At 75.1% G+C, this 22,793-nt stretch carries 15 protein-coding genes; 10 read left to right on the forward strand and 5 right to left on the reverse strand.

Annotated elements, in window-relative coordinates; genetic code table 11:
- Positions 1–8: 8 nt before the first annotated feature.
- From AB0C22_RS13610 to AB0C22_RS13640, 7 genes are all read left to right on the forward strand, one after another.
- Positions 9–1,421, forward strand: coding sequence for a hypothetical protein (locus AB0C22_RS13610; protein WP_357535097.1), 1,413 nt, complete (start codon positions 9–11; stop codon positions 1,419–1,421).
- Positions 1,422–1,511: 90 nt separating this feature from the next.
- The gene (locus AB0C22_RS13615; protein WP_357535099.1) at positions 1,512–3,188 is read left to right on the forward strand and encodes a right-handed parallel beta-helix repeat-containing protein; all 1,677 of its coding nucleotides are present in this window, start codon (positions 1,512–1,514) and stop codon (positions 3,186–3,188) included.
- A gap of 5 nt (positions 3,189–3,193) precedes the next feature.
- Positions 3,194–4,759, forward strand: a complete 1,566-nt coding sequence (locus AB0C22_RS13620) for a glycosyltransferase family 39 protein (protein ID WP_357535101.1) — start codon at positions 3,194–3,196, stop codon at positions 4,757–4,759.
- Positions 4,756–6,780, forward strand: coding sequence for a cellulose synthase catalytic subunit (locus tag AB0C22_RS13625; protein WP_219464551.1), 2,025 nt, complete (start codon positions 4,756–4,758; stop codon positions 6,778–6,780). The genes AB0C22_RS13620 and AB0C22_RS13625 overlap by 4 nt, the downstream gene beginning before the upstream one ends.
- Positions 6,777–7,775 carry a glycosyl hydrolase gene (locus tag AB0C22_RS13630; protein WP_357535103.1) on the forward strand — a complete coding sequence of 333 codons (999 nt, stop codon included), beginning with the start codon at positions 6,777–6,779 and terminating at the stop codon, positions 7,773–7,775. Before AB0C22_RS13625 ends, AB0C22_RS13630 begins: the two co-directional genes overlap by 4 nt.
- Before the next feature lie 256 nt (positions 7,776–8,031).
- Entirely contained in the window at positions 8,032–9,267 is a 1,236-nt protein-coding gene (locus AB0C22_RS13635) for a type VII secretion protein EccE (protein WP_357535105.1), read from the forward strand.
- Positions 9,264–10,511: a hypothetical protein gene (locus AB0C22_RS13640; RefSeq protein WP_357535107.1), complete on the forward strand. Its 1,248-nt coding sequence runs from the start codon at positions 9,264–9,266 to the stop codon at positions 10,509–10,511. Before AB0C22_RS13635 ends, AB0C22_RS13640 begins: the two co-directional genes overlap by 4 nt.
- Here AB0C22_RS13640 and AB0C22_RS13645 read toward each other — a convergent pair.
- Both AB0C22_RS13645 and eccCa read right to left on the reverse strand, forming a co-directional pair.
- Complete coding sequence (locus AB0C22_RS13645; protein ID WP_357535109.1) at positions 10,462–11,214, reverse strand: hypothetical protein; 753 nt, start codon at positions 11,212–11,214, stop codon at positions 10,462–10,464. The two genes, AB0C22_RS13640 and AB0C22_RS13645, sit on opposite strands and share 50 nt — an antisense overlap.
- 501 nt (positions 11,215–11,715) lie before the next feature.
- Positions 11,716–15,663, reverse strand: coding sequence for a type VII secretion protein EccCa (gene eccCa, locus AB0C22_RS13650; protein ID WP_357535279.1), 3,948 nt, complete (start codon positions 15,661–15,663; stop codon positions 11,716–11,718).
- 187 nt (positions 15,664–15,850) lie between these two features.
- Between eccCa and eccD the strand changes: the two genes are divergently transcribed.
- Both eccD and eccB read left to right on the forward strand, forming a co-directional pair.
- Positions 15,851–17,260, forward strand: a complete 1,410-nt coding sequence (gene eccD, locus AB0C22_RS13655) for a type VII secretion integral membrane protein EccD (protein ID WP_357535111.1) — start codon at positions 15,851–15,853, stop codon at positions 17,258–17,260.
- A 7-nt stretch (positions 17,261–17,267) separates the two neighbouring features.
- Positions 17,268–18,662: a type VII secretion protein EccB gene (gene eccB, locus AB0C22_RS13660; protein WP_357535113.1), complete on the forward strand. Its 1,395-nt coding sequence runs from the start codon at positions 17,268–17,270 to the stop codon at positions 18,660–18,662.
- Between the two features lie 88 nt (positions 18,663–18,750).
- Here the strand turns inward: eccB and AB0C22_RS13665 are convergent, their stop codons facing one another.
- Genes AB0C22_RS13665 through AB0C22_RS13675 form a run of 3 tightly spaced genes read right to left on the reverse strand, consistent with a single transcriptional unit; the run spans position 18,751 to position 22,188 of the window.
- A complete protein-coding gene (locus AB0C22_RS13665; RefSeq protein ID WP_357535115.1) occupies positions 18,751–20,187 on the reverse strand; it encodes a S8 family serine peptidase in 1,437 nt (478 codons plus the stop codon).
- Positions 20,188–20,206: 19 nt separating this feature from the next.
- Entirely contained in the window at positions 20,207–21,187 is a 981-nt protein-coding gene (locus AB0C22_RS13670) for an SMI1/KNR4 family protein (protein WP_357535117.1), read from the reverse strand.
- Complete coding sequence (locus tag AB0C22_RS13675) at positions 21,184–22,188, reverse strand: SseB family protein (RefSeq protein WP_357535119.1); 1,005 nt, start codon at positions 22,186–22,188, stop codon at positions 21,184–21,186. Before AB0C22_RS13675 ends, AB0C22_RS13670 begins: the two co-directional genes overlap by 4 nt.
- Before the next feature lie 127 nt (positions 22,189–22,315).
- Here AB0C22_RS13675 and AB0C22_RS13680 point away from each other — a divergent pair, with 127 nt between their 5' ends.
- A complete protein-coding gene (locus tag AB0C22_RS13680) occupies positions 22,316–22,786 on the forward strand; it encodes a hypothetical protein (protein ID WP_357535121.1) in 471 nt (156 codons plus the stop codon).
- The last annotated feature ends 7 nt before the right edge of the window (positions 22,787–22,793 follow it).

Raw genomic sequence — 22,793 nt, forward strand, 5'->3', positions numbered from 1 at the left:
GATGCCACATGCAGACAGTCGGTCCGTACGCGCTGCACCGCAAGCTCAGTTCGTGCGAGCTGGGCGAGGTGTGGGCCGCGCGGGACACCGCCGAGCGGCCGTTCACCGTGGCCGTGCTCGCGCCGGCCGCCGCCGAGGGCGGCTGGCGGGAGGCGTTCGCCGCCGCGGCCAACACGCTCGCCCGGTCCGACGGCCTGCCGATCACCGGGGCCAACCACACCGGACCGGTCCCCTGGGTGGCCTGCGCCGCCGAGCAGGGCGCGGGGGCCGCGCACGTCTTCCTCGCCCTCGGCCAGCGCCTCGTCCCGGCCGGGGAGCCCCCGACCGGGGTCGGGCCGCAGCGGCTCGGCCCGCCCGGTGCGACCGCCCCGGTGAGCCCGGCGGCCGGCGCGGCACCGGTGACCGGCCCGCCGGCCGGGCGTGCCGACGGTGGCGCGACCGGTTCCCCGGTGGACGGGTCACGCCCGGCGACGGCTGTGGCCACCTCCGCCGGGCCGGTCACCGACGGCACCGCGACCCCGGCCGGCGTACCCCGGTCGTCGGGGCCGACCTCGCCCGCCGCCCGGCCGGCCCCGCAACCGCCGGCCCCGCCCCGGACGACGCCGCAGCAGGGGGTGCCGGCCGGGCAGCGGGCAGCCCCGGTGCCCTACCCGCAGCCACCGGTCGCGCCCCGACCCGCGCCGGCCGGGTACCCGGGGGCCTACCCGTCGGGCGCGGCCCGTGGCCGGGGGCGTACCGGCTGGTGGTTGGCGCTGGTGGCGCTGGTCGCGGTGGGCGCGACGGCGATCGGCGCGGCCGGCGGGTTCGGCGTCGCGAGGTGGTCCGCCGACGACCCGACGACCGTCGCCGCCACGGCGGCACCGACCCCGAGCGTCGACCTGGGGCTACCGGGCACACCGCCGCGTCAGCCGGGCGTGGAACCCCCGGTCGGCGGCGGTTGGCCGACCGGGGCGCCGACCTTCGCCGCCACCGACCCGACCCGGGAGATCACCGGCCTGGCCGGGGTCGACTTCAGCTTCCGGGTGCCCACCGGGTGGAGCTGCACCGAGGCCGGCCGCACCAGCGGTTCGGCGCACTACCGGTGCGGCGTCCCGGCCGCCGACGGGTCGATCATCGGTGGCGACCTGGTCGTCCGGCAGTGCCCCCGGCTCTGCACCGACGAGCGCCGCACCGCGCTGCGCCGGCAGGAGGAGGCATGGGGGTTGCAGTGGGTACGCAGTGGCGAGTTCACCACCTGGGCCGAGACCGCCCGGGTGGACGGCGCGTCCCGCTACGGCCTGGTCTACCTCTCCTACTGGCGCAGCGTGCCGGAGGACGCGATCGACAGGCAGCTGGTGCTGCGGATGACCGCCCCCCTGGACCGTGCGGACGAGGTACGCAAGGTGGCCGCCTCGGTGCGCGAGGCCACCTTCACCATCTGACGCGGAGGCGAGACCACCCCCACTCGACCGGTACCCTTCGACCGGACGTCGACGACGAACCGGTCCGTCCTTCCACGACCGAGCGGGACCATGGTGCGCATGCTGACTGTCTCCCCTGACCGACCCGGTGCCTGTCCGACCATCACGGACGCGCTGGAGATCGCGCCGGACGACGCGGTCGTCTCGATCGAGCCCGGCGTCTACCCCGAGGCGCTCCGGTTGACCGGCCGACGGGTCCGCCTGGTGGCCGCTGGTGAGGCCGGTTCGGTCACCGTGGACGGTCGGGCCACCGGTCGACCGACGGTGGCCTGCGACGGTGGTGAGGTGCTGTTGCAGGGGCTGATCATCCAGGCCGCCGACCACCCGGCCGTGGACGCCGTCGGCGGTCGGCTCCGGATGGAGAAGTGCCAGGCCAGCGCGGGCTACGCCGCAGCCGTGTCGGTCCGCGACGGGGCCCGGATCGAGGCCGTGGAGGTGACCGTCACCGGTGGACAGCACGGGCTGGTCGTCTCCGACGCGGGCGGCACGGTCGAGCAGTGCGAGATCCGGGACGTCACCGACGACGGGATCATCGTGCGGCTCGGTGCCGACCCGACCATCCGCAACTGCACCGTCGGCAACGCCGGCTTCCGGGGTGTGTACGTCTACCAGGCGGCCCGACCCACCATCGAGCGTTGTGACGTCTCCGGCACCGGCGACGCCGGGATCGTGGTGGCGTTGCAGAGCAGCCCCACCATCGTGGACTGCTGGGTGCACGACACCCGGGGTGTCGGCATCGACGTCGGCCGGGGCTGCGGTGGGACGATCGAGGGCAGCCACACCGAGCGGACCGCCGCTCCGGGCGTCCGGCTCGCCGAGGGGTCGACCACCGTGTTCCGGGCGGCCGAGGCGGGCGGGCGACCGTTGGCCGGGGTGAGCGCGGGCGGCGGCCCGGTCGGGCAGGACGAGCACAAGGTCGAGGAGCTGCTCGCCGAGCTGGACTCGATGATCGGCCTGGCCGGGGTGAAGGCCGAGGTGCGCTCGCTGATCGACGAGATCCAGGTCAACGAGTGGCGGCGCAACGCCGGCCTGCCGGTGGGCGCGGTGAGCCACCACCTGATCTTCACGGGCGCCCCGGGCACCGGCAAGACGACAGTGGCCCGGGTCTACGGGCGGCTGCTCAAGGCGCTCGGGGTGCTGCCCAACGGCCAGTTCCGCGAGGTGTCCCGGCGGGACCTGGTCGGCCAGTACATCGGGCACACCGCCGAGAAGACCTCGTCGGTGTTCACCGAGGCGCTGGGCGGGGTGCTGTTCATCGACGAGGCGTACACCCTGTCCCGGGCCGGTGGTGCCGGCGGCGACTTCGGCCAGGAGGCCATCGACACCCTGGTCAAGCTGATGGAGGACCACCGCGAGCAGGTGGCGGTGATCGTCGCCGGTTACACCACCGAGATGGCCGCCTTCCTGGACGCCAACTCCGGGCTGGCCTCCCGGTTCGCCAAGACGTTGGAGTTCGAGAACTACAGCCCGGTCCAGTTGGTCGACATCGTCGGGCGGATCGCCCGCAACGACGAGTACCTGCTCGCCGACGGGCTGGCCGACGGCCTGCTGGAGTGGTTCGGCCAGATCGAACGGGACCAGAACTTCGGCAACGCCCGGGAGGCTCGCAAGCTGCTGGAGGGGATGCGCAAGGCGCAGTCCGGGCGGCTGCGTGCGCTGGGCCGGATGCCGAGCCGGGACGACCTGCGCACCCTCGTCCTGGACGACCTGCTCGCCGCCACCCGGTGACCGGGATGTCGCCCACCGGGGGCACCGGTGCCCGCAGCGACGCGCCGACCGCCCTGATCGTCCGGGTCCGCGACGCGCCACCCGAGCCGGCCGCCCCGTGGCGGCCCACCGAGGCCGACCAGCCGGCCCCGCCGGAGCCGCTGGACGCGCCCTGGCTGCGTCACCTGGCCCGGCTGTTGCCGATGGCCGTCGTCGCCGTCCTCGGCGGGATCGGGTTGAACCGGCCCGGCCTGTGGGAGGACGAGCTGGCCACCTGGGGCATGGTGACCGTCGGGTTCGACGACTTCGTCGCGGTGCTGCGTAACGTCGACGCCTCCATCGGCCCGTACTACCTGCTGCTGCGCGGGTGGGTGGCGCTGGCCGGCAGCTCCGACGTCGCGCTGCGGGTGCCGTCGCTGCTGGCCATGACGGCGGCGGCCGGCCTGGTCGCCGCGATCGGCCTGCGGATCGGCGGGCTACGGGTCGGGCTGGTCGCCGGCCTGCTGTTCGCGGTGCTGCCGACCACCTCCCGGTACGCCCAGGAGGCCCGACCGTACGCGTTCGCGGTGTGCGCCGCCGCGCTGGCCACCCTGCTGCTGATCCGGCTGCTGGAACGCCCCCGGTTCCTGCGCTACCTGGGCTACGCCACCGTGGTGGCGTTGCTCGGGTTGCTGCACCTGGTCGGGTTGCTGCTGCTCGCCGCGCACGCGGTGGTGGCCTGGCGGGGCGCGCAGCGGCGGCGTTCCTTCGTCGGCTGGCTCGGCGCGGCGGTGGCCGGCGTGCTGCCGGTCCTGCCGGTGCTCTGGTTCGGCCGCCTACAGACCGGTACGCAGATCAACTGGATTCCGCCGGTCACCCTGGACCGCCTGGTCGACACCCCGGAGGCGCTGTTCGGCGGGCCGCTGCTCGCCGGTGCGGTGCTCGCCCTGGCCTTCCTCGGCATGTCGATGCGGGAGCGGGCGGCGGTGGCCACCACCTGGCTGGTGCTGCCCGCCCTGGGCCTGCTGGTCGCCGCCCAGCTCACCCCGCTCTGGCTGCCCCGCTACCTGCTGTTCACGGTGCCGGCCTGGGCGCTGGTCGCTTCGTTGGCCCTGCGCCGCAGCTCGCTGCTGCGCGGCACGGCCGCGATGCTGGCGGTCGGGTTACTCGGCATCCCGGCGCAGGTGGAGATCCGTGGGGTCACCGGCCACAGCCAGGGCACCAAGGAGATCGCCGCGGTGCTGCGGGCGCACGCACGCCCCGGCGACATCCTGGTGTACGGCCCGTTCGACGCCGGTGACCAGCGCACCAGCCGGGACGCGGTGAACCGGTACGTCGACGAGAGCTGGCGACCCCGGGACGTGCTGATGACCGTTCCGGCCCGCCGGCAGGGCACCCTGGGCGCGCGGGAGTGCGCCGACCGGGACGTCCCGGTGTGCCTGGGTCGCCCGGAGCGGGTGTGGATCGTGCGTAAGGGGGCGTTCGACAACCCGGTGCAGCGGATCGGGGCGGCGAAGGAGACCGCGCTCAAGCCGTACGCCGTCGAGCGCACCTGGCGGGTCCGGGGCTTCAGCATCGGGCTGCTGGTGCGCAAGCCCGAGGTGACGAAGTGAGCACCCGGGCCGGCGGGGGCCGCACCGACGAGACGACGGAGTTCCACCGCCCGGTGCCGCCGCCCCGCCCCGGCCCGCCGGCACCACAGCGCGGCCCGGCACCACAGGCCGGCCCGCCGGCACCGCAGCACGGCCCGGCACCGCAGCGCCGCCCCACGACCCGGCGCGGCCCGGCAGTGCAGCCCGACGCCACACCGGTCGGCCCGACAGCCGCCCGACAGGGGTCGGCGGTGCCCCCGCAGCGGCCGGCGGTTCCGCAGCGGGGGCCGGTGCCCCCGGCGTGGCCGGGACGGGCGGGCGAGCCGGGTCGGCCGGCGGCGGTGCCGACGCCCCGCGAACCGACGGCGGTGCCGGGTGGCCGGATGCCGGCGGCCCGGACACCGGCGGTGGTGCCGGCCGGCCGCGAACCGGCGGCGGTGCCGACGCCACGGGCGCCGACGGCGCGGCAGGTGGTGGCACCGGCGGCGCTGGGCCGCCCGACGACCGTCGACCCGGCGTTGCCGTTGCCGCCGGACGACGACGAGAAGGCCGCCTACCGGCACCGCCGGCTACCGGTGCTGATGATCGCCTCGTTCGTCAGCTTCACCGGGCTGCTCACCAGCCAGTTGCTCTTCGTCCGGATGGCACCCTGGCTGCTGGCGCTGCTGCCGCTGTTCGGCTTCACCGTCCTCTACTACCTGATCTCGGCGACGGTGAACATCGGCACGCCCGGGTTCGACCTGGACCGGCACCGACGGCTGGTCCGCGACTTCCGGCCGGCCGTCCACCCGTCGGTCGACGTGTTCCTGCCGGTGTGCGGCGAGGCGACCGAGGTGCTGCGCAACACCTGGGAGCACGTCAGCCGGATGGTCGACCACTACCCGGGCCGGGTGCACGTCTACGTACTCGACGACTCGGCCACCGACGAGCGGGAGGCGATGGCGCTCGCCTTCGGCTTCGTCTACCAGCGCCGCCCCAACCGGGGCTGGTACAAGAAGGCCGGCAACATGCGGTACGCGTACCAGCGCACGCTGGGCGAGCACATCCTGGTGCTCGACGCCGACTTCACCCCCCGACACGACATGCTCGACGAGATGGTGCCCTACCTGGCCGCCGAGCCGGATCTCGGGATCGTGCAGTCGCCGCAGTACTTCCGGGTGCACGCCGGGCAGGGCTGGTTGGAACGCGGGGCCGGGGCGGTGCAGGAGCTGTTCTACCGGATGGTGCAGGTGTCCCGGCAGCACCACGAGGCGGCGATCTGCGTCGGCAGCTGCGCGCTCTACCGTCGGGAGGCGCTCGACGCGATCGGCGGTTCCACGCTGATCGAGCACTCCGAGGACGTCCACACCGGGTTCGACATGCGGCGGCGCGGCTGGCGGCTGCGCTACCTCCCGGTGCCGCTGGCCACCGGCCTGTGCCCGGCCGACGTCAGCTCGTTCTTCACCCAGCAGTACCGCTGGTGCGCCGGCTCGATGAGCCTGCTCGGGTCGACGAAGTTCTGGAACACCCGGATGCGGCTGCGCACCCGGCTGTCGTACCTCTCCGGGTTCTGCTACTACCTGCACACGGCGCTGTTCACCTTCGTCGGGCCGCTGGTGCCGATCGTGCTGCTGGCCTGGTTCCCGCAGTCGGTGGCCCCGGCCAACTACCTGTGGATCGTGCCCAGCCTGATCTACAACCTGGTGGTGTTCCCGCTCTGGCACCGGTGCGCCTACCGGGTGGAGGCGTGGACCGTCAAGATGGTCTACGGCTGGTCGCACGCCTTCGCGATCTGGGACCTGCTGCGCGGGCAGAGCATGGGCTGGCAGCCCACCGGCGGCACGGGACGGAAGAACAGGACGGGTCGACTGTGGTGGGGAATGGCCGTCTGCACGGCGGGCAGTGGCGCACTGTGGACCGGCCTGGCAGCCCACCGGATGATCACCGACCAGCTGTGGACCTTCGCGCCGGCCTTCCTCGGGGGAGCGTTCTACCTGGCCGTCGCGTTGCAGGCGCTGCTGGTGAAGCCGGCGCGGGACATCCGGCCGGGGCGTTCCCGGTGACCTCCCGCCAACTGTTCACCATCGTGACGATGTTCGTGATCGGGGTCTTCGGCTACGCCGCGCTCGCGCCCGCCCCGGCCAGCCGCCCGGCCCGGTTCGCCACCGGACCCAGCGCGTCGCCCTCCCCCACCGGCCCGCCCCCGGCGTACGACGTCCGCCCGCTGGTGCAACCGCAGGGCCGCTACCTGGGGGTGGCGCTGAGCGGGGCGCCGCAGGACATGAGCCGGGTCGACCGGTTCGCCGACCTGGTCGGCAGCAAGCCCAACATCATCACCATCTACGAGAGCTTCGACGACGAGTTCGCCGCCGCCGAGGTCCGCCGCGTCCACCAGTACGGCGCACTACCGATCGTCCGCTGGGAACCGTTCAAGGCGAAACTCAAGGACATCGCCGCCGGGCGGCACGACCCGTACCTGGTGGAGTTCGCCGTCGCGGTACGCCGGCTCAACCTGCCGGTGGCGCTCACCATCGCACACGAGATGAACGGCCACTGGTACTCCTGGGGCGCGCACGACAACACGGCCAAGGACTTCGTCGCCGCCTGGCGGCACATCCACGCCGTCTTCGCCCGCGCCGACGCCACGAACGTCATCTGGACCTGGACCCCGAACGTGATCAACCCGGTCCCCTCGGTGAAACTCGCCCCGCTCTACCCCGGCGACGCGTACGTGGACTGGGTCGGCATCGACGGCTACTTCACCCGACGCGGCGAGCAGACCTTCGACGACCTCTTCGCACCCACCATCAGGCAGGTCCGCAAGTTCACCGCCCGACCACTGCTGATCGTGGAGACCGGGGCCGAACCGGGCACGATGCGCCGCCGCGCGGTCGACGAACTCTTCACCGCGATGCGGAAACGACCCGACCTGCTCGGGTTCGTCTACTTCAACCAGAAGGGCTCCGGCGACTGGGTCATCGACTCGGACCGACCGGCGGTGGCCGCGTACCGGGCCGGGGTGGCCGCCGACCCCCGGATCGGTTTCCGGGTGAACTGACAGGCCGCCCAGTTCCCGGCCCTGGAAGACTTCGCCCTCGACCCCGCAGTCGACTGTGGACCGGCCCGACCCGGGCCCGCCACGAGCCGGCCTGCGGACGATTCGACCTGCAACGGACCGGCCGCCTCGGCAGCCCGGCGGCGGGTGCCCGGCCGCCGACCCCACGGGCCCCGGGTGGCGGCGGCGGGTTCCTATGATGAGGGCGACCCACCGTGGGTGGGTCACACGGGTCGAGGCGTCTGGGGGGCAGCCGGAGATGACCGGAGCACCACGACCGGGACACACCACCCTCCGGCCGGAACACTCCGACGCCCGCCTGCACCTGGCCCCCCGTCGCCGTCCCGGCCGGATCGGTGAGCTGCACGTCCTGCAACTGCTCCTGGTGGAGGCGGTGCTGATCGGCGTCCTCGCCAGTGGACTGTTCGGCATGCCGGTGCTGGTCGTCGCCGCGCTCTGCGGCGTACTCCTGCTGACCGTGGTGTTCCTGCGCTCGCGGGGCCGCTGGTGGCTGGAGAAGCGGTCGCTGGCCCGGCAGCACCGGCGGCGGGCCGCCGCAGCGGTGCCGGTGGCCGCCGACGCGGGGTTGGACGCCCTGCAACGACTCGCCCCCGGCCTGTCGGTGGGCACCGTGGCGCTGACCGACGGGACCCGGATCGGGGTGGCCCGCGACGACGCCGGCTGGTTCGCGGTGGCCGCCGTCGGCGGGTCCGGGCCGACCGGTGACGCGCCGGGCGGCCTGCCGCTGGACGTGCTGGCCACCGCACTGGCGGAATCCGGGCAGCCGGGCGCCGTGCTCCAGGTGGTGACCAGCACCGTCCCGGCCGGCGGGCCGGGTGACGACCCGACCGCCCCGGCCCGGGAGTCCTACCGGCAGTTGCTGGCCGGCCTCGACGGCGGTCCGGTCCCGAGGGCGCGGGCGACCTGGGTGGCGGTCCGGCTGGACGCCCGCGCGCTGGCCGAGGCGATCGGTGACTACGCGGTCGACCTGGGGATCGCCCCGTCGGTGGTGGCCGCGCTGGCCCGCCAGGTCGGCAGGTCACTGCGCCGGTGCGGGGTCGAGCACCGCTTGCTGGACGCCCACGGCCTGCTCGCCGCCGTCGGCCGGTCCTGTGGGTTCACCCCGGGCGTCCCGCTCGGCGCGACCCCGGTCCGCGAGGAGTGGTCGGCGTGGCACTGCGGCCCGCTCGCGCACCGCTCGTTCTGGATCCGCCGCTGGCCCCCCGTCGACCGGGCGGCGGCCATGCTCGGCTGGCTGGAGACCCTGCCCGCCTCGCTGGTGACGGTGTCGTTGACGGCCGCCTCCAACGGGCCGGGGGAGGATCTCGACCTGCGGGGGCTGGTCCGCGTCACCGGGCCGACGGAGCTGCTGCCGCAGCTGTGCGGGCCGGCCGTCGACGGGGTACGGCAGGCGGGCGGGGAACTCTTCCCCCTCGACGGCGAACACGGCCCGGCGGTGTACGCGTCGGCACCGACGGGGGGTGGCGCGGGATGACCGGACCGGATGACGAACGACGCACGACGGTGCCGGCCACCTTCGGCGCGTCCCCGGCCCGGCCGGCCGGGCCGTACCGGGAGCCGGCCGGTGAGCCGTACCCGGCGGAGCCGGCCGGTGAGCCGTACCCGCAGGGCCCGACCGAGGGGTCGTATCCGCGGGATTCGACCGGTGGACCTCGCTCCCCGGGTCAGGCCGGTGGGGCGTATCGCCCGGGGCCGGCGGCTGCCGGGGCGTACCCGGGCGGACCGGTCGCCGCTGCCGCCGCACCAACGCCGGTCACCGCACCGCCGGTCGCTGCGGACGCACCGGTGCTGGGTGCCTCAGGCGCCCGGAGCGGTGGCGACGCCGACGCGGCCGGCACCGCCACCGCCACCGCGCTGGCCACCGCCGACCCGCTGACCCGGGCCCTCGCCAGTCCGCTGGCCGCCCCGGAAAGCCATCCACCCGCTCCACCGGGGCCACCGCCGGCCCACGGCCTCGGGGCCGAGGACGTCCCCGGCCGTGGTGGGCCGTCCGGGCGGCTGCCCCGGCTGCGGATCGGCACCCACGCGGTCTCCCCGGCGGCCCTCGCCCGGCTCAGCCCCACCCCGCTGCCGGCCGGTCTGGTGCTCGGGGCGGACCGCCGCCGGGCAGCGGTCACGATCCGGCTGTTCCGCCCGGAACCGACCCGGGTGACCCTGGTCGGCGGGGTGTGGGCGGGGCAGCTCGTCGCCTTCCGGGCGCTGGCCCTGGGGGCCCGGGTCGTCGTGCTCACCGCCGACCCGGCCGGCTGGGCCGGATTCGGCACGGCGGCGCTCGGCCGGGCCGCCGACCGGGTCGAGATACACGCCGACGGCCGCCCGCTGCCCACCGCCGGCACCGCCCAGCAGCCCGTCCTGATCGTCCGCGACCTACCGCCCGGCGCGACCGCCCCGACCACACCCGGGTCGACGTCCCCCGACCCGACCGCGTCCGGGACGGCGTCCCCCGGGGTGTGGCAGGCCGAGCTGACCGTGTTGCGGCGGCTCGATGCCGGCACCGCGCCCGCCCTGCACGACAGCGATCTCTGCGTGCTGCAACGGCTCTCCGCCGACGAGTCGGCGACGGCGCAGCAGGCGCTGCGGCTGCCCCCGGACGGCGGCCGGTTCCTCCAGGTGATGGCCGACGACATGCTCACCCTGGTCGGTGGCGGCACGGACCGGCACCTGTGGATCAGCCAGACGTCGGTCGAGCAGCACCTGCTGGGCGCACCCCGCCGCTGACGAGCAGCCCGGCCAGGCGCTTCTTCCGGCTGTTCTCCCGGACGATCCAGGCCACGTCGCCGTCGTCGACGCCGGCCAGCGCCCGGAACAGCGGCAGGCCGGCAGCCGGATCGGCAGCCACCGCGACACTCCAGCAGTAGCCCAACGCCTGACGCAGGGCCCGGACGTCGTCGTCGCGGCGACGGCCGGACGGCAGCGCGGCCAGCCCCGCCGTCGCCCGGTCGCACAGGACGACGGCGCGGGCGGCGGCCTCCGGGTGGGTCAGCAGTCGCGGTTCGCAGACGGCCGCGACAGCCGCCCGCCAGACCAGCGGGTGCGGGTCCCCGGCCCACGCCGTGCCGAGGTCGAGCAGGCTCGGCAGGTCGGCGTCGCCGAGCCGCTGCAACGCCAGGGCCACCGCCTCGCGTACCCGCCAGCGGGGGTCGGTGGCGTGGTCGTGCAGGCGTGCCTCGATGCGTCTGGGGGCCCGCCCGCCGGCCGCCAGCAGACGACCCAGACCGAGCACCCCGCAGAACACCAGATACTCGTCGTCGGTGCCGATCAGATGGTCGAACGAGGCGGGCCCGCCCTCGTCGGCGACGGCCTGGGCGAGCTCAAGGTTGGCCCGTGGCCCGGGCAGCCCCGAATGCTCCCGCAGGAACGCCGGCCACCGCGCGGGACCCCGCTCCCGCAGCTCGGTCCGGTACTGGTCACGCCGGCTCACCAGCGCAGCGTAACCCGCCCGATCCCCATGCAGAGTCGGCCCGACACGCGCACCCTCGGATGGGTAACTCCCGGCCGTCACCCAAACGGGTCGTACTCTCACGTTGCGCTGCTCTGCTACGTCGACGAGTCGTGCACCGCCCGGGGTCTACCGGGTCGGAGCGTTGCTGGTGCCCGACACCGTGGCGATCCCGCTCAGCGAGGCTCTCGATCGCGTCATGGTCGACGCCGCGAAGACGTACGGGGTTCCCGCCGACGCGGAGCTGCACGGCTACGAGATCTTCCACTCAACGAGCAACTCTGGTCGCTCGTCGAGCCACGCCGCCACCACTCGTGGTGCTGGGATCCGCTGCGAAGGCAAACCCGAGACGGATGCACGAGAGGCCCGCATCAGCGGGCCTCAAGGCGGGCGCGGGAGCCCGGCGGGCGTCCTGCATCATCCAGGCTAGCAGGCAGTTCTGCTCTTCGGGAGCAGAACCGACCGTCGGACCGACGGCCCCGCTCACGCCGGGGGCACCAGGGGGAGTTGGACGAGTTGGGCGCCGTGGCGCCGGGTGAACAGCCAACCCCGGCCGGCGGGCAGCCGCTGCGGCCTGACGGTGCCGAACAGCGCGCCCTCCTCCCGCGGCCCGGACATCATGATGCCCGGGGAGGCCAGTTCCCTGATCCGCCCGATCATCGGGTCGAACATGGCCCGTCCGGCACCGCCGATCCGTCGGGTCAGCACCAGGTGCAGGCCGATGTCGCGGGCCTGCGGCAGGTACTCCAGCAGCGGCGCGAGCGGGTTGACCGCCGCCCCGGCCACCAGGTCGTAGTCGTCGACCAGCAGGTAGAGCTCCGGCCCCTTCCACCAGCTGCGGTCGCGCAGTTGCTCGGCGGTGACGTCCCGCCCCGGCAACCGCTCCCCCATCACCGTGGACACCTGCTTGACCAGGTCGGCGGTGACCTGCGGGGAGGTGCCGTAACCGATCAGGTGCTCGGAGTCCACCGCGCCGAGCAGGCTACGCCGGAAGTCGACCAGGATGATCCGGGCCTGCGCCGGGTCGTTGCCCTCGACGATGCTGCGGGCCAGCCCACGCAGGAAGGTGCTCTTGCCGCACTCGACGTCCCCGAAGAGCAGCAGGTGCGGCTCGGCGGTGAAGTCGAGGCGTACCGGCTGGAGGTCGGTCTCGGCGATGCCGATCGGGATCAGGCCGCCCTGCGCGGCGGGCAGCGCCTCGAAGGGTAGCTCGGCGGGGAGCAGCCGCACCGCCGGGGCACCTGCCGACGTCCAGTGCTGCTGCACCTGCCTGACCAGGTCGGCCAGCGCGTCCGGCAGGTAATCGACCACGGGCCGGCCGTCGAGGCGGGGCAGGCCGGCGAGGAAGTGCAGGCCGTCGGGGGTGAGCCCGTGGCCGTGCTGCTCCGGCACGTTCACTGCGGCCCGCCGGTTGATCACCGAGTCGGCCGGCTCGCCGAGGCGCAGCTCCACCTTCGCACCGAACATGTCCCGCACCGCGGGCCGGACGTCCATCCACCTGTTGGTCGCGGCCAGGATGTGGATGCCGTAGCCGAGCCCCCGATTCGCCAGCTCGGTGACCAGGGGTTCCAGGTCCTCGAACTCGGCCCGCAGCGCCGCCCAGCCGTCCACCACCAGGAACACGTCACCGAACGGGTCCTCCTGGAAACGGCCCTCCCGGCGGGCCCGCCGGTAGGCCGCCGCGCCCTCCACCGCGTGCGTGGTGAACAACGCGTCCCGGGCCTGCATCAACCCGTGCAGCTCGGCGATGGTCCGCCGGACCTTGTCCACCTCACGTCGGCTGGCCACCCCGCCGACGTGCGGCAGGCCGGCCAGCGCGGCCAGGGTGCCGCCGCCGAAGTCGAGGCAGTAGAACTGCGCCTCGCGCGGGGTGTTGCCCAGGGCCAGGCTGGTGATCAGGGTACGCAGCAGGTTGCTCTTGCCGGTCTGCGGTGCGCCCACCACCATCACGTTGCCGGCCGCCCCGGCCAGGTCCAACCAGAGCGGGTCGCGGCGCTGCTCCAGCGGTTTGTCGACGATGCCGGCGACACCGTGCAGTGCGCCGTGCCGGTCCTCGGCGGCGATCGTCAGGCCCCGCACCGGGGACACCTGCACCGGTGGCAGCAGCGCGTCGAGGGTGGGCGGCTCCTCCAGCGGCGGCAACCAGACCTGGTGGGCGGCCGGCCCGTGCCCCCGCATCCGCGCCACCAGCACGTCGAGCAGGCTCTCCCCGACATGCTCGTCGACCGGGGCCCGGGTGGGCTCGTCCGGCTCGTCGTCGGTGGCGAGCGGGACGTAGTCGGTGGTGTAGTCGCGTACCGGGTCGATCAGCCGGCCACCGACGGTGGGCACCCCGCCGTGCTGCCGGACCGCCCCCGAGACGTACGCGGCCTTGAACCGGATCAGCCCCTCGGTGCCGGCCTTGAGGTAGCCGTGCCCCGGCGAGCGGGGCAGCTCGTACGCGTCGGCCACCCCGAGCACCGCGCGGGACTCCATCGAGGAGAACGTCCGCAACCCCAGCCGGTACGACAGGTGCGTCTCCAGGCCCCGCAGCCGCCCCTCCTCCAGCCGCTGCGAGGCCAGCAGCAGGTGCATGCCCAGCGACCGGCCCACCCGGCCGATCTGCACGAACATGTCGATGAAGTCCGGTCGGGCGCTGAGCAGCTCGCTGAACTCGTCCACCACGATCAGCAGGCTGGGCAGCGGGGCGAGCGGCACCCCGGCCGCGCGGGCCCGCTCGTAGTCGCGCTGCGAGGCGTAGTTGCCGGCCCGGCGCAGCAGCTCCTGCCGGCGGGTGATCTCGCCCTGGATCGCCCCGAGCATCCGGTCGACCAGGAACAACTCGTCGGCCAGGTTGGTGATCACGGCACTGGTGTGCGGCAGCCGGTCCAGCGCGGCGAAGGTGGCACCGCCCTTGAAGTCGACAAGCACCAGGTTGAGGATCTCCGGGCTGTGCGTGACGGTCAGCGCCAGCACCAGCGTCCGCAGCAGCTCGCTCTTGCCGGAGCCGGTCGCGCCGACCAGCAGCCCGTGCGGGCCCATCCCCTCCTGGGCGGACTCCTTGAGGTCCAGCTCGATCGGCCGGCCGTTCTCGTTGACCCCGATCGGCACCCGCAACCGACTGCGGTTGGGCCGGCTGCCCCAGGCGGTGGCCAGGTCCAGCTCGTAGGGGTCACCGAGGCCGAGCAGGTCGGCCAACCCCAGGTCGGCGGCCACGGTCGGCTGGTCGACGTACGACGCGGCGGACAGCCGCAGCGGGGACAACTCCCGGGCCAGCACCTCGGCCCGGGCCGGATCGAGGGTGTCGGCCCGGCCGACCCGGGTGCTGCCGTCCATCGTGGTGCCCGAGATGGTGCCGTCCTCGGCGACGTCGAGCACCACGGAGGTCTCGTCGAGCAGGCGCGGGGGGTGACCGGTGAGGTCCAGCAGGGTCACCCCGGCGACCCCGCCCTCGGTCATCAGGTGGTCGGAGCCGGCGACCTGCCCGCCGTCGATCACCACCAGCACGTACGGCGCGACGGTCGCCGTCGCCGACGGGTCGAAGCGCGGCCGGTTGGCGAGCACGTCGACGAGCATCGCCTCCAGCGCCACCACGGTCGGGGCGAAGAGCCGGATCGGCCCGACCGCGTCGAGTTTCGTCGGGTGCTGGGCGTGCGGCAGCCACTTCGCCCACTCCCACCCGGCCCGGCGGTCGGGGTCGACGCAGAGCGCGACCAGCAGGTCGTCGGGGGCGTGGAAAGTGGTCAACTGGGCCACCACCGCGCGCACCAACCCGCGTACGGCGTCGTCGGCCCCGCGCAGGTGGACGTGGGAGAAGTCGCGCAGGGCGATCGCCACCGGCAGGTCGGGCACCACCGAGTAGGTGGCGACGAACCGGCGCAGCGCCACCGCGCACAGCGGCTCCAACTCGTCCACCGGGCGGGTCTGCGGCGGGATCAGCGGGGTGGCGACCTCCTGCGGGCCGAGCCCGATGCGGACCACGCTGAAGTCGGCATCGCCCCGCCGACGCTCCCACAGCCGGCCACTGGTCACCGTGGACCAGAGCGAGTCCGGGTCGGGGTGCCGGTAGTGGATGGCCTCCCGCTGCTGGCGGACCGTGTTGCGGACCTGGGCCCGCAGCTGGGTGAGGCGGCGCAGGTACTGCCGGCGTGCCTCGATCATCTCGCGTTTGCCCGGCCCGGACTGGTTGACCACCATCACCGCGATCATGCCGAGGATGGAGACCCCGTACATGCCACCGACCACATAGGTCATCACTCCACCGCGCTGCATGCCCATCATCAGGCCCATCGCCGCGGCACCGGCCGCCATCGGCAGGATCATCAGCATCCGGGTCCAGCCCCGGCCGCCGGCCGCCGGCACCTCCGGCGGCGGGTCGAGCAGCACCTCCCCGGTCGGCAGCGGGGGTGCCGGCCGGCGGGGTGGACGCTTGACGACCACCAACGACGACATCTCCCCCGTACCTCCCACCACATAGGTCACCGGCGGCCCACTCTATCGACCGGTCGCCCCTGGCAGGGACCGCCGTCCGCCCGTCGGCCGGACCCCCCGACGGGCGGCCCCGCCGTGCTACCTTGACCGCCGCGGAGGGCCCAGGAGGCGACCGCGCGGACGCGTGGCACACGGGGAGGTGACCAGCGTGACGGCCCCGGGCGGTCTCAGTCTGGCCAGGGTGACGATCGCCGCTCCCCAGCGGCGGATGGACGTGGCGTTGCCCAACGGCATGCTCGTCGGGGAGTTGTTGCCGCACCTGCTCCGGCATGCCGGGGAGGGGCTCGGCGACGTCGGTGAGCAGCAGGGCGGCTGGGTGCTCCGACGGGCCACCGGCACCCTGTTGGAGGCCACCCGCAACCTCGCCGTGCAGGGCGTCCGCGACGGCGAGCTGCTGCACCTCACGCCGGGCCGCGACGAATGGCCCGAGCTGGCGTACGACGACGTGGTCGAGGTGATCGCCAGCGGCGCGCGCCGGACCGGTCGGTCGTGGAGCAACGACGCCACCCGGCGGGCCGGGTTGACGGTGACCGCCGCGCTGCTCGGATTCGGGCTGTTCGCCCTGCTCGCGGTCGGCTCGCCGTGGCGGGCCCCGGGCCTGCTGGCGCTGGGGGTCGCGGCGCTGCTGGCGGTCGCCGGGCCGGTGCTGTCGCGGGCCGTGCCCGACGCGACCGCCGGTGCCGTGGTCGCCGCCGCCGGCCTGCCCTACGCCCTGCTCGGCGGGGCGTTGCTCGCCGCCCCGGACGGGGTGCGGATCGTCGACCTGGGCGCACCGAGCCTGCTGCTCGGCTCCGCCGCACTGCTGGTCTTCGGCATCGCCGGGTACGCGGCGGTGGGCGGTGTGCAGCGGCTGTTCATGGCCGGGGCTGCCGCCGGCCTGACCGGCGTGCTGGCCGCGCTGCTCTGCTACGGCGGGGTCTCCCCCGCCGGGGCGGCGGCGGCGACGTTGACCACCGTGATCGGTCTGCTGCCCGGTTACCCGTTGATCGCCGGTTGGTTGGGCAGGCTGCCGGTGCCGGAGCTGCCCGACCGGCCGGAGGAGATCCTCAAGGACCGGCCGGTGCCCGAGCGGGCGAGGGTCTTCGTGACGGTGGCGCGGGCCACCGAGCTGCTCACCGGGATGCTGCTGTCCGCGTCGGTCTGCGGCGCGCTCGCCATCGCGTTCCTGCTGACCGAGGACCGCACCCCGGCCGGCGTGTTGCTGGCGCTCTGCGGTGCCGGTGCGCTGCTGCTGCGCGGGCGGCTGTTCCCGACCGCCGCGCAGCGGGTGCCGCTGCTGGTCAGTGGCCTGTTGGGGCTGTCGGCGCTGACCGTGGCCGCGCTGCTGGCCACCACGTCGGGCGGTGACCGGATGCTGATCGGGCTCGGTGTGGTCGCCGTGGCGGCGGTGACCCTGGTCGCCGGCCTGCTCTACAGCCGTCGCCGACCGTCACCCTATCTGGGCCGGGCCGCCGACATCGCCGACGTGATCGCCATCATGGCGTTGATTCCGCTGGCCTGCGCGGTCATCGGCCTGTTCGGGGCGATCCGGGGGATGTTCGCCTCGATCGGCGGGTGAGGCGACGATGACGACCCGCCGCGACCAGCTCCAGTCCTACCAGTTCATGACCCAGCGGGTGATGTCCGCGTTCGTGATGCGCGAGACCGACCCGCAGCAGTCGCCGCTGCGTCGGGGCATCGGCGCGTTGTTCGGCGGCCTGATGGTGGCCGTCCTGGTCGCCGCCGGGGTGGGCATCTACGGACTGCTCACCAAGGTCGGCGGGGACAGTTGGCGCAAGCCCGGCTCGGTGGTGGTCGAGAAGGAGACCGGCGCCACCTACGTCTATCTGGACGGCCGGCTGCACCCCACGCTCAACTACGCCTCCGCGTTGCTGGCCGCCGGTCGCCCCGGCACCCCCGTGGTACGCGTCTCCAGCAGCACCCTCAGCGCGGTCCCCCGGGGCGTGACGATGGGCATCCCGAACGCCCCGGCCTCGCTGCCGGCAGCGGACCGGCAGGCGGGTCTGCCGTGGACGGTCTGCTCCGCCCCGGCGACCGACGACACCGGCCGTACCACCGACACGGTGACCCTGGCGCTGGCCGCCCGCCCGGTCGACGGGCGGGGCGTCGGCGACGACGGGCTGCTCGTCAAGGACGCCACGCTGGGCATGAACTACCTGGTCTGGCACGGTCGCCGGCACCTGGTGCAGGGTTCCCGGGTGGTCGTGCCCGCCCTGTTCGGGGCGGTCACCCCGACCCCCGTCGGCACCGCCTGGCTGAACGCGCTGCCCGCCGGGGTCGACCTCGCCGCCCTGCCCGTCGCCGACCGGGACGACCCGTCCCGGGAGGTGCCCGGCCGCCGCAACGGTGACGTGCTGGTCACCCAGACCGCTTCCGGCCCGCAGCACTACCTGGTGCTCACCGACGGGGTCGCCCCGATCACCCCCGTGCAGCAGGCCATCCAGACCGGCCAGTCGGGGCGGCAACCGGTGCCGGTCGCCGTCTCCGCGGTCACCGCGCTGCCGAAGAGCGGGCAGCTACCCCGCCCGGCGGACCGGGGCCAGCCGCCCGCCACCCCACCGAAGCTGCTCGGCCCGGAGCCGGGCCAGCAGCTCTGTGCCGCCACCTCCGACGCCGGCACCCCGCCGGAGCTGACCGTGGGCGGCACGATGCCCGGCGCGGACCGGGCCGCGCCGACCGGTTCCGTCTCCCCGGACGGCGTCCCGCTCGCCGACCGGATCGCCGCCCCCGCCGGCCGGGTCACCGTGCTGAAGCTGCTCGGCAGCCCCGGGGCCTACAGCATCGTCACCGACCTGGGCATCCGGTACGCGGTGCCGTCGGCCGAGGCGTTGCGCCTGCTCGGCTACCCGGCGGAGGGTGCGTTGGTGGTGCCACCGAGCCTGACCATGCTGGTCCCGACCGGCCCGACCCTGGACCCACGGGGCGCGGTCCGTCCCGCCCCGGTCACCGTCGGGGGCTGACCGACCCCACCGGGCGTACCGGCCCGCCCGACCGCTGTCCCCGGGCGACCCGCCCCGGCGGAGCACGGCCCTGAACTGCGGGCGGTGTTCATCGGCCGGGGCCGGGTTCCGGGTCGTCGAAGAGCTGCACCGGGGGGCCCGGTTCGGTGGGCTGCGCCGACCGGGCGGGTGCCGGCGCGACGGCGGCCCGCCACCGGCGTCGACGCACCCTGGGCAGGGTCAGTGCGACCGCACAGATCACCAGGACGGTGCCGAGGGCGAGCACGGCACCGGCCAGCGCGATCCGCCGGCTCTCCCGCAGCGCCGGGTCGGGCCGGTCGACGGCAGGCCGGAACCGGGGCAGCGGGGCAGGTCCGGCCTGCGGCAGCAGTTGGTCGTTGAGCGCCCCGTACGGGTTGACCGTGCCGTGGCCGTACTCGGCGCGGTCGGCGCCGGGAACCGCCGTCACCGTCAACAGCCGGACCAGTTCGCTGCGCGGCGCACCGCCCCGCTTGGCCAGGGTGAGGGCGACCGCAGCAGCCACGAACCCGCACGCCAACGCGGTGCCGTCGGCGGCCTCGACCAGCCCGCTGCCGCGCTGGGTGGTGGTGACGGCGACGCCCGGCGCGACCAGGTCCAGGTACGGCCCGTACTGCGACTTCGGCCACCGCCGCCCGTCCGGGCCGATCGCCCCGACGGCGAGGACCTCCGGGTAGCCGGCCGGGTAGGACACCGGGTTGCCGTCCCCGCCCCGGTCGCCGCTGGCACCCACCACCAGCACACCCCGGACGACGGCCCGCCGCACCGACGTCCGCAGGGCCGCACTGTCCCGGTCGGCGGCCACGGTCACCGCGACCACCCGGGCACCCCGGTCGACGGCCCAGTCGATGCCCCGGGCCACCACCCCCGGGTCGATCGGGGCGGCACCGAACGCCCGGTCGTCGACCACCCGTACCGGCAGCACCCGGGCGCTCGGCGCGAGCCCCGCGAACGGCGACGGGCCGGCCTGCCGGGCGACGATCAGCCCGGCCACCCGGGTGCCCTGGCCGGTGCAGTCGGTGTCGGCCCGACCGCTGCCCCGGACCGCGTCGTAGCCGGGCTCGACCCTCCCCCGCAACTGCGGGTGGCCACCGTCCACTCCGGAGCCGAGCACCGCGACGGTGACCCCGGCACCCTGGCTGAACGGCCACACCTGTTCCGGGGCGAGCACCTGCTGGGCCCAGGACGGCGCGGCGACCTGCCCACCGGCCTGCGCACAGTCGGGTGCCGCCGCAGCGGGCGGCACCGGCCCGGCCAGCAGTCCGGCGGCGAGCCCGACGACCACCCCACCCGCCACCCGACGCCGGCCCGACCGGGCCGGGCCGCCCGTCGCCGGCCTGCCGGCCGCCGGACCGCCCGACCGGGTCACGCCGCCGGCCGCCGGACCGCCCGACCGGGTCACGCCGCCGGCCGCCGGACCGCCCGACCGGTGCGGGTCGGCGATGACCGTCCGGCCCCGTGCCTGCGTGGCGTCCGGCTGTCGCCCGCACCGTCCGTACCCCGTCATGTGTTCCTCCGTCCCGGCCTCACGCCGCCGGCTGCCGGCGGGCCGGCGGCAACGCCGACCCGGCCCGCTCGTCCTCGACCCGGGTCACCCGCCCCCCGGCCACCGCCTCCACGGCCAGGTCACGCAGCGGACCCGGCACCGCCCGCAGGGCGTGCCAGAAGACGCCGAAGCTGTCGGCGCAGCGGTGCAGCAGCCGGTTGCCGACGTCGGCGGCGGTGTCGTCGTCGCGGGCCCGGGGGTCGTCGTCGTCCCAGTACCAGACCGACCCCTCGTCGCCGCCGGCCACCCGGACGGCGAGCAGCCCACCCTGCACGTGCCCGACCGCCAGCCAGTCGGCGGTGAACCGGTCGGTGAACCAGGCGTTGGCGTGGCACAGGTCCTGCATCCGGTCGGCGCGGGCCACCCCGAAAAGCGGCTGGTCGACCACGAAGCCGAACCGGGGGTGCACCGCCGGCCAGTCCGGCCAGCCACCGTTGGTGCGGGCCAGGAAGTCCCGGTAGCCGCCCGGCAGGGCGAACCCGAGCCGCTGCTCGACGCGGGCCACCGCCGGTGGGCTGAGCCGTTCGGCGAACCGCAGCGGCGGCGGCGTGGCGGCGTCCACCGGCAGCCCGCGCCGCCGGGGGTCGGCGTCGCCGGTGCCCACCCCGCCCAGGTGCCGCAGCGCCGCGTGCAACTCCGCCGGCACCAGCGCGACCCGCCGGCTGCGTGCCAGATGCGCCCAGACCCACCCCGCCGGGGTACGCCCGGACGCGTCCGGGTCGGCCGGGTCGGGTACGGCCAGGTTGGCGGTGAGCACGTCCAACACCCGGGCCGCGTCCACCCCGATGTCCGGTGGCAGTGGCGGCAGCTCGACCACCGCCCGCGCGTACGGCGTCCAGTCCGGAAAGCCGTACGGGTCGACCGGCACCCCCTGCCGGTAGCGGACCCGCAGCATCGGCGCGACCGGATGGACCACCCCGAAGGCGTACCGGGCACCGGGGATCAGCGTCGCCCCGCTCACCGGCCCCACCCGGCATCGGCCGGCCGCCCGGTGGCGGCCCCGGCGGAGTTCGGGTCGTCGGTGGCGGCCCCGGCGCGGGTGACCTCGTCGGGGCCCGTCTCGTCGGGGGTGGGCCAGAGCAGGAGGAACGGCACCTGGTCGGCGGGGACGGTGATGCCGGCCGGGGAGTCCGGGTCGACGGCCAGGGCGTACCCCGGCGGCCAGACGGTGAGCAGGGCGGCCATCGTGGCCCGCAGGCTCGGCGTGCCGTCCGGGTAGGCCCGCGCGAAACGTTCCGGGGCGGTGAACACCTCGATCACCGGCGTCTCCCCCGCGTCGACCGCACGCCACGGGAAGTCCGGGTCGACCAGCCGGGCCGGGTCGGGCACCGGGGCACCGGTGGGGAGCACCACCAGCGCGTCGAGCAGCGCATCCAGGTAACCGACGGAGTCGCCGCGCTCGGCCGCGTCCCGCAACAGCGCGGCGGTGTCCGGCTCGTCCGCCGGGCCCGGGGCGGGTGCCGGTGGGGCGGGCGCGGCAGCCGGATCGTCCGACCCGTCGGCGGTCGCGGCGGCGATCTCGTCGTCGGCCGCCGCCTCGGCCAGCTCGGTGAGCAGCTCCGCCCCGGCGGGCACGGCCAGCTCCCCGTCCGCCGCCGCCCGGACCGCCTCCACCGGCAGGTACGCGTCCAGCGGGGTGCCCGGGTTGACCGCCAGCCGCCACCCGGCCACCGGCCACCGCTCGCACAGCTCGTCGTACCCGGTCACGGTGTACGCGTCGGCGACCCCGGCGACCTGCGGCACCATCGCCTCCAGCGAGGTGAACACGGGCAGGAACGGCTGTCCGAAGAGGTCCATCGTGACGAACCGCTGACCGCCGTCGGCCGGGTCGTCGGCACGCAACTGCGGCAGGAACAGCTCGGCCCGGGTGAGGATGCGGAAGAACCCGGTGCGGTCGTCGTCGCGCGCCGCGCGCAGCAACGCCCGTTCGGTGTCGTTGGCCGGCTGCCACGACTCGTCCACGACGGGTCTCCTTCCCTGCCCGGTGCCGACCTGAGCCTAGCGATGTCCCGCCGGCGGGCGGGACCCACAGGGGCGCACGCTAGGCTACGGGCCGGTCGCCGTCCGCCGCCGTTGCGCAGGAGGTTCCATGCGACGTGTCGCCGCTGTGGCCGCTGTGGCCGCCACTGTGGCCGGTTGTTCCGCCGGCCCGTCGCCCGCTCCCGCACCGGCCCCGGTGGAGTACGTCGTCACGCTCACCGTCGAGGTGGTCGGCGGCGGGGGTGGGCTGTTCGGGATGGCGGTCACCTGGGGGCACAGCGCGCTGAAGACACAGTCCGCCACCAGCCTGACCTGGGCCTGGTCCCACGCGGTGACGCTGCGTCATCCCGACGTCGAACGGGTGTGGGTGTCGGCGACGCCGCAGGCCCGGCCGGGGGTCGACGAGCGGTTGGCGTACGCCGGCGGGATCCCGACGTTGCACTGCACGATCCTGTTCGACGACCGGATCGTGCAGGACCAGACCAGCATCTCCCCGACGTGCGTGGCGAACCTGTCGGCCAGCCCACCGGCCGGCAGGGCCGCCACCCCCGCGCAGCGGTCGGGCGGCACCGCCGACTGACCGCGTC

Source organism: Micromonospora sp. NPDC048894, from assembly GCF_040649765.1.
GTDB classification, from domain to species: Bacteria; Actinomycetota; Actinomycetes; order Mycobacteriales; family Micromonosporaceae; genus Micromonospora; species Micromonospora antibiotica.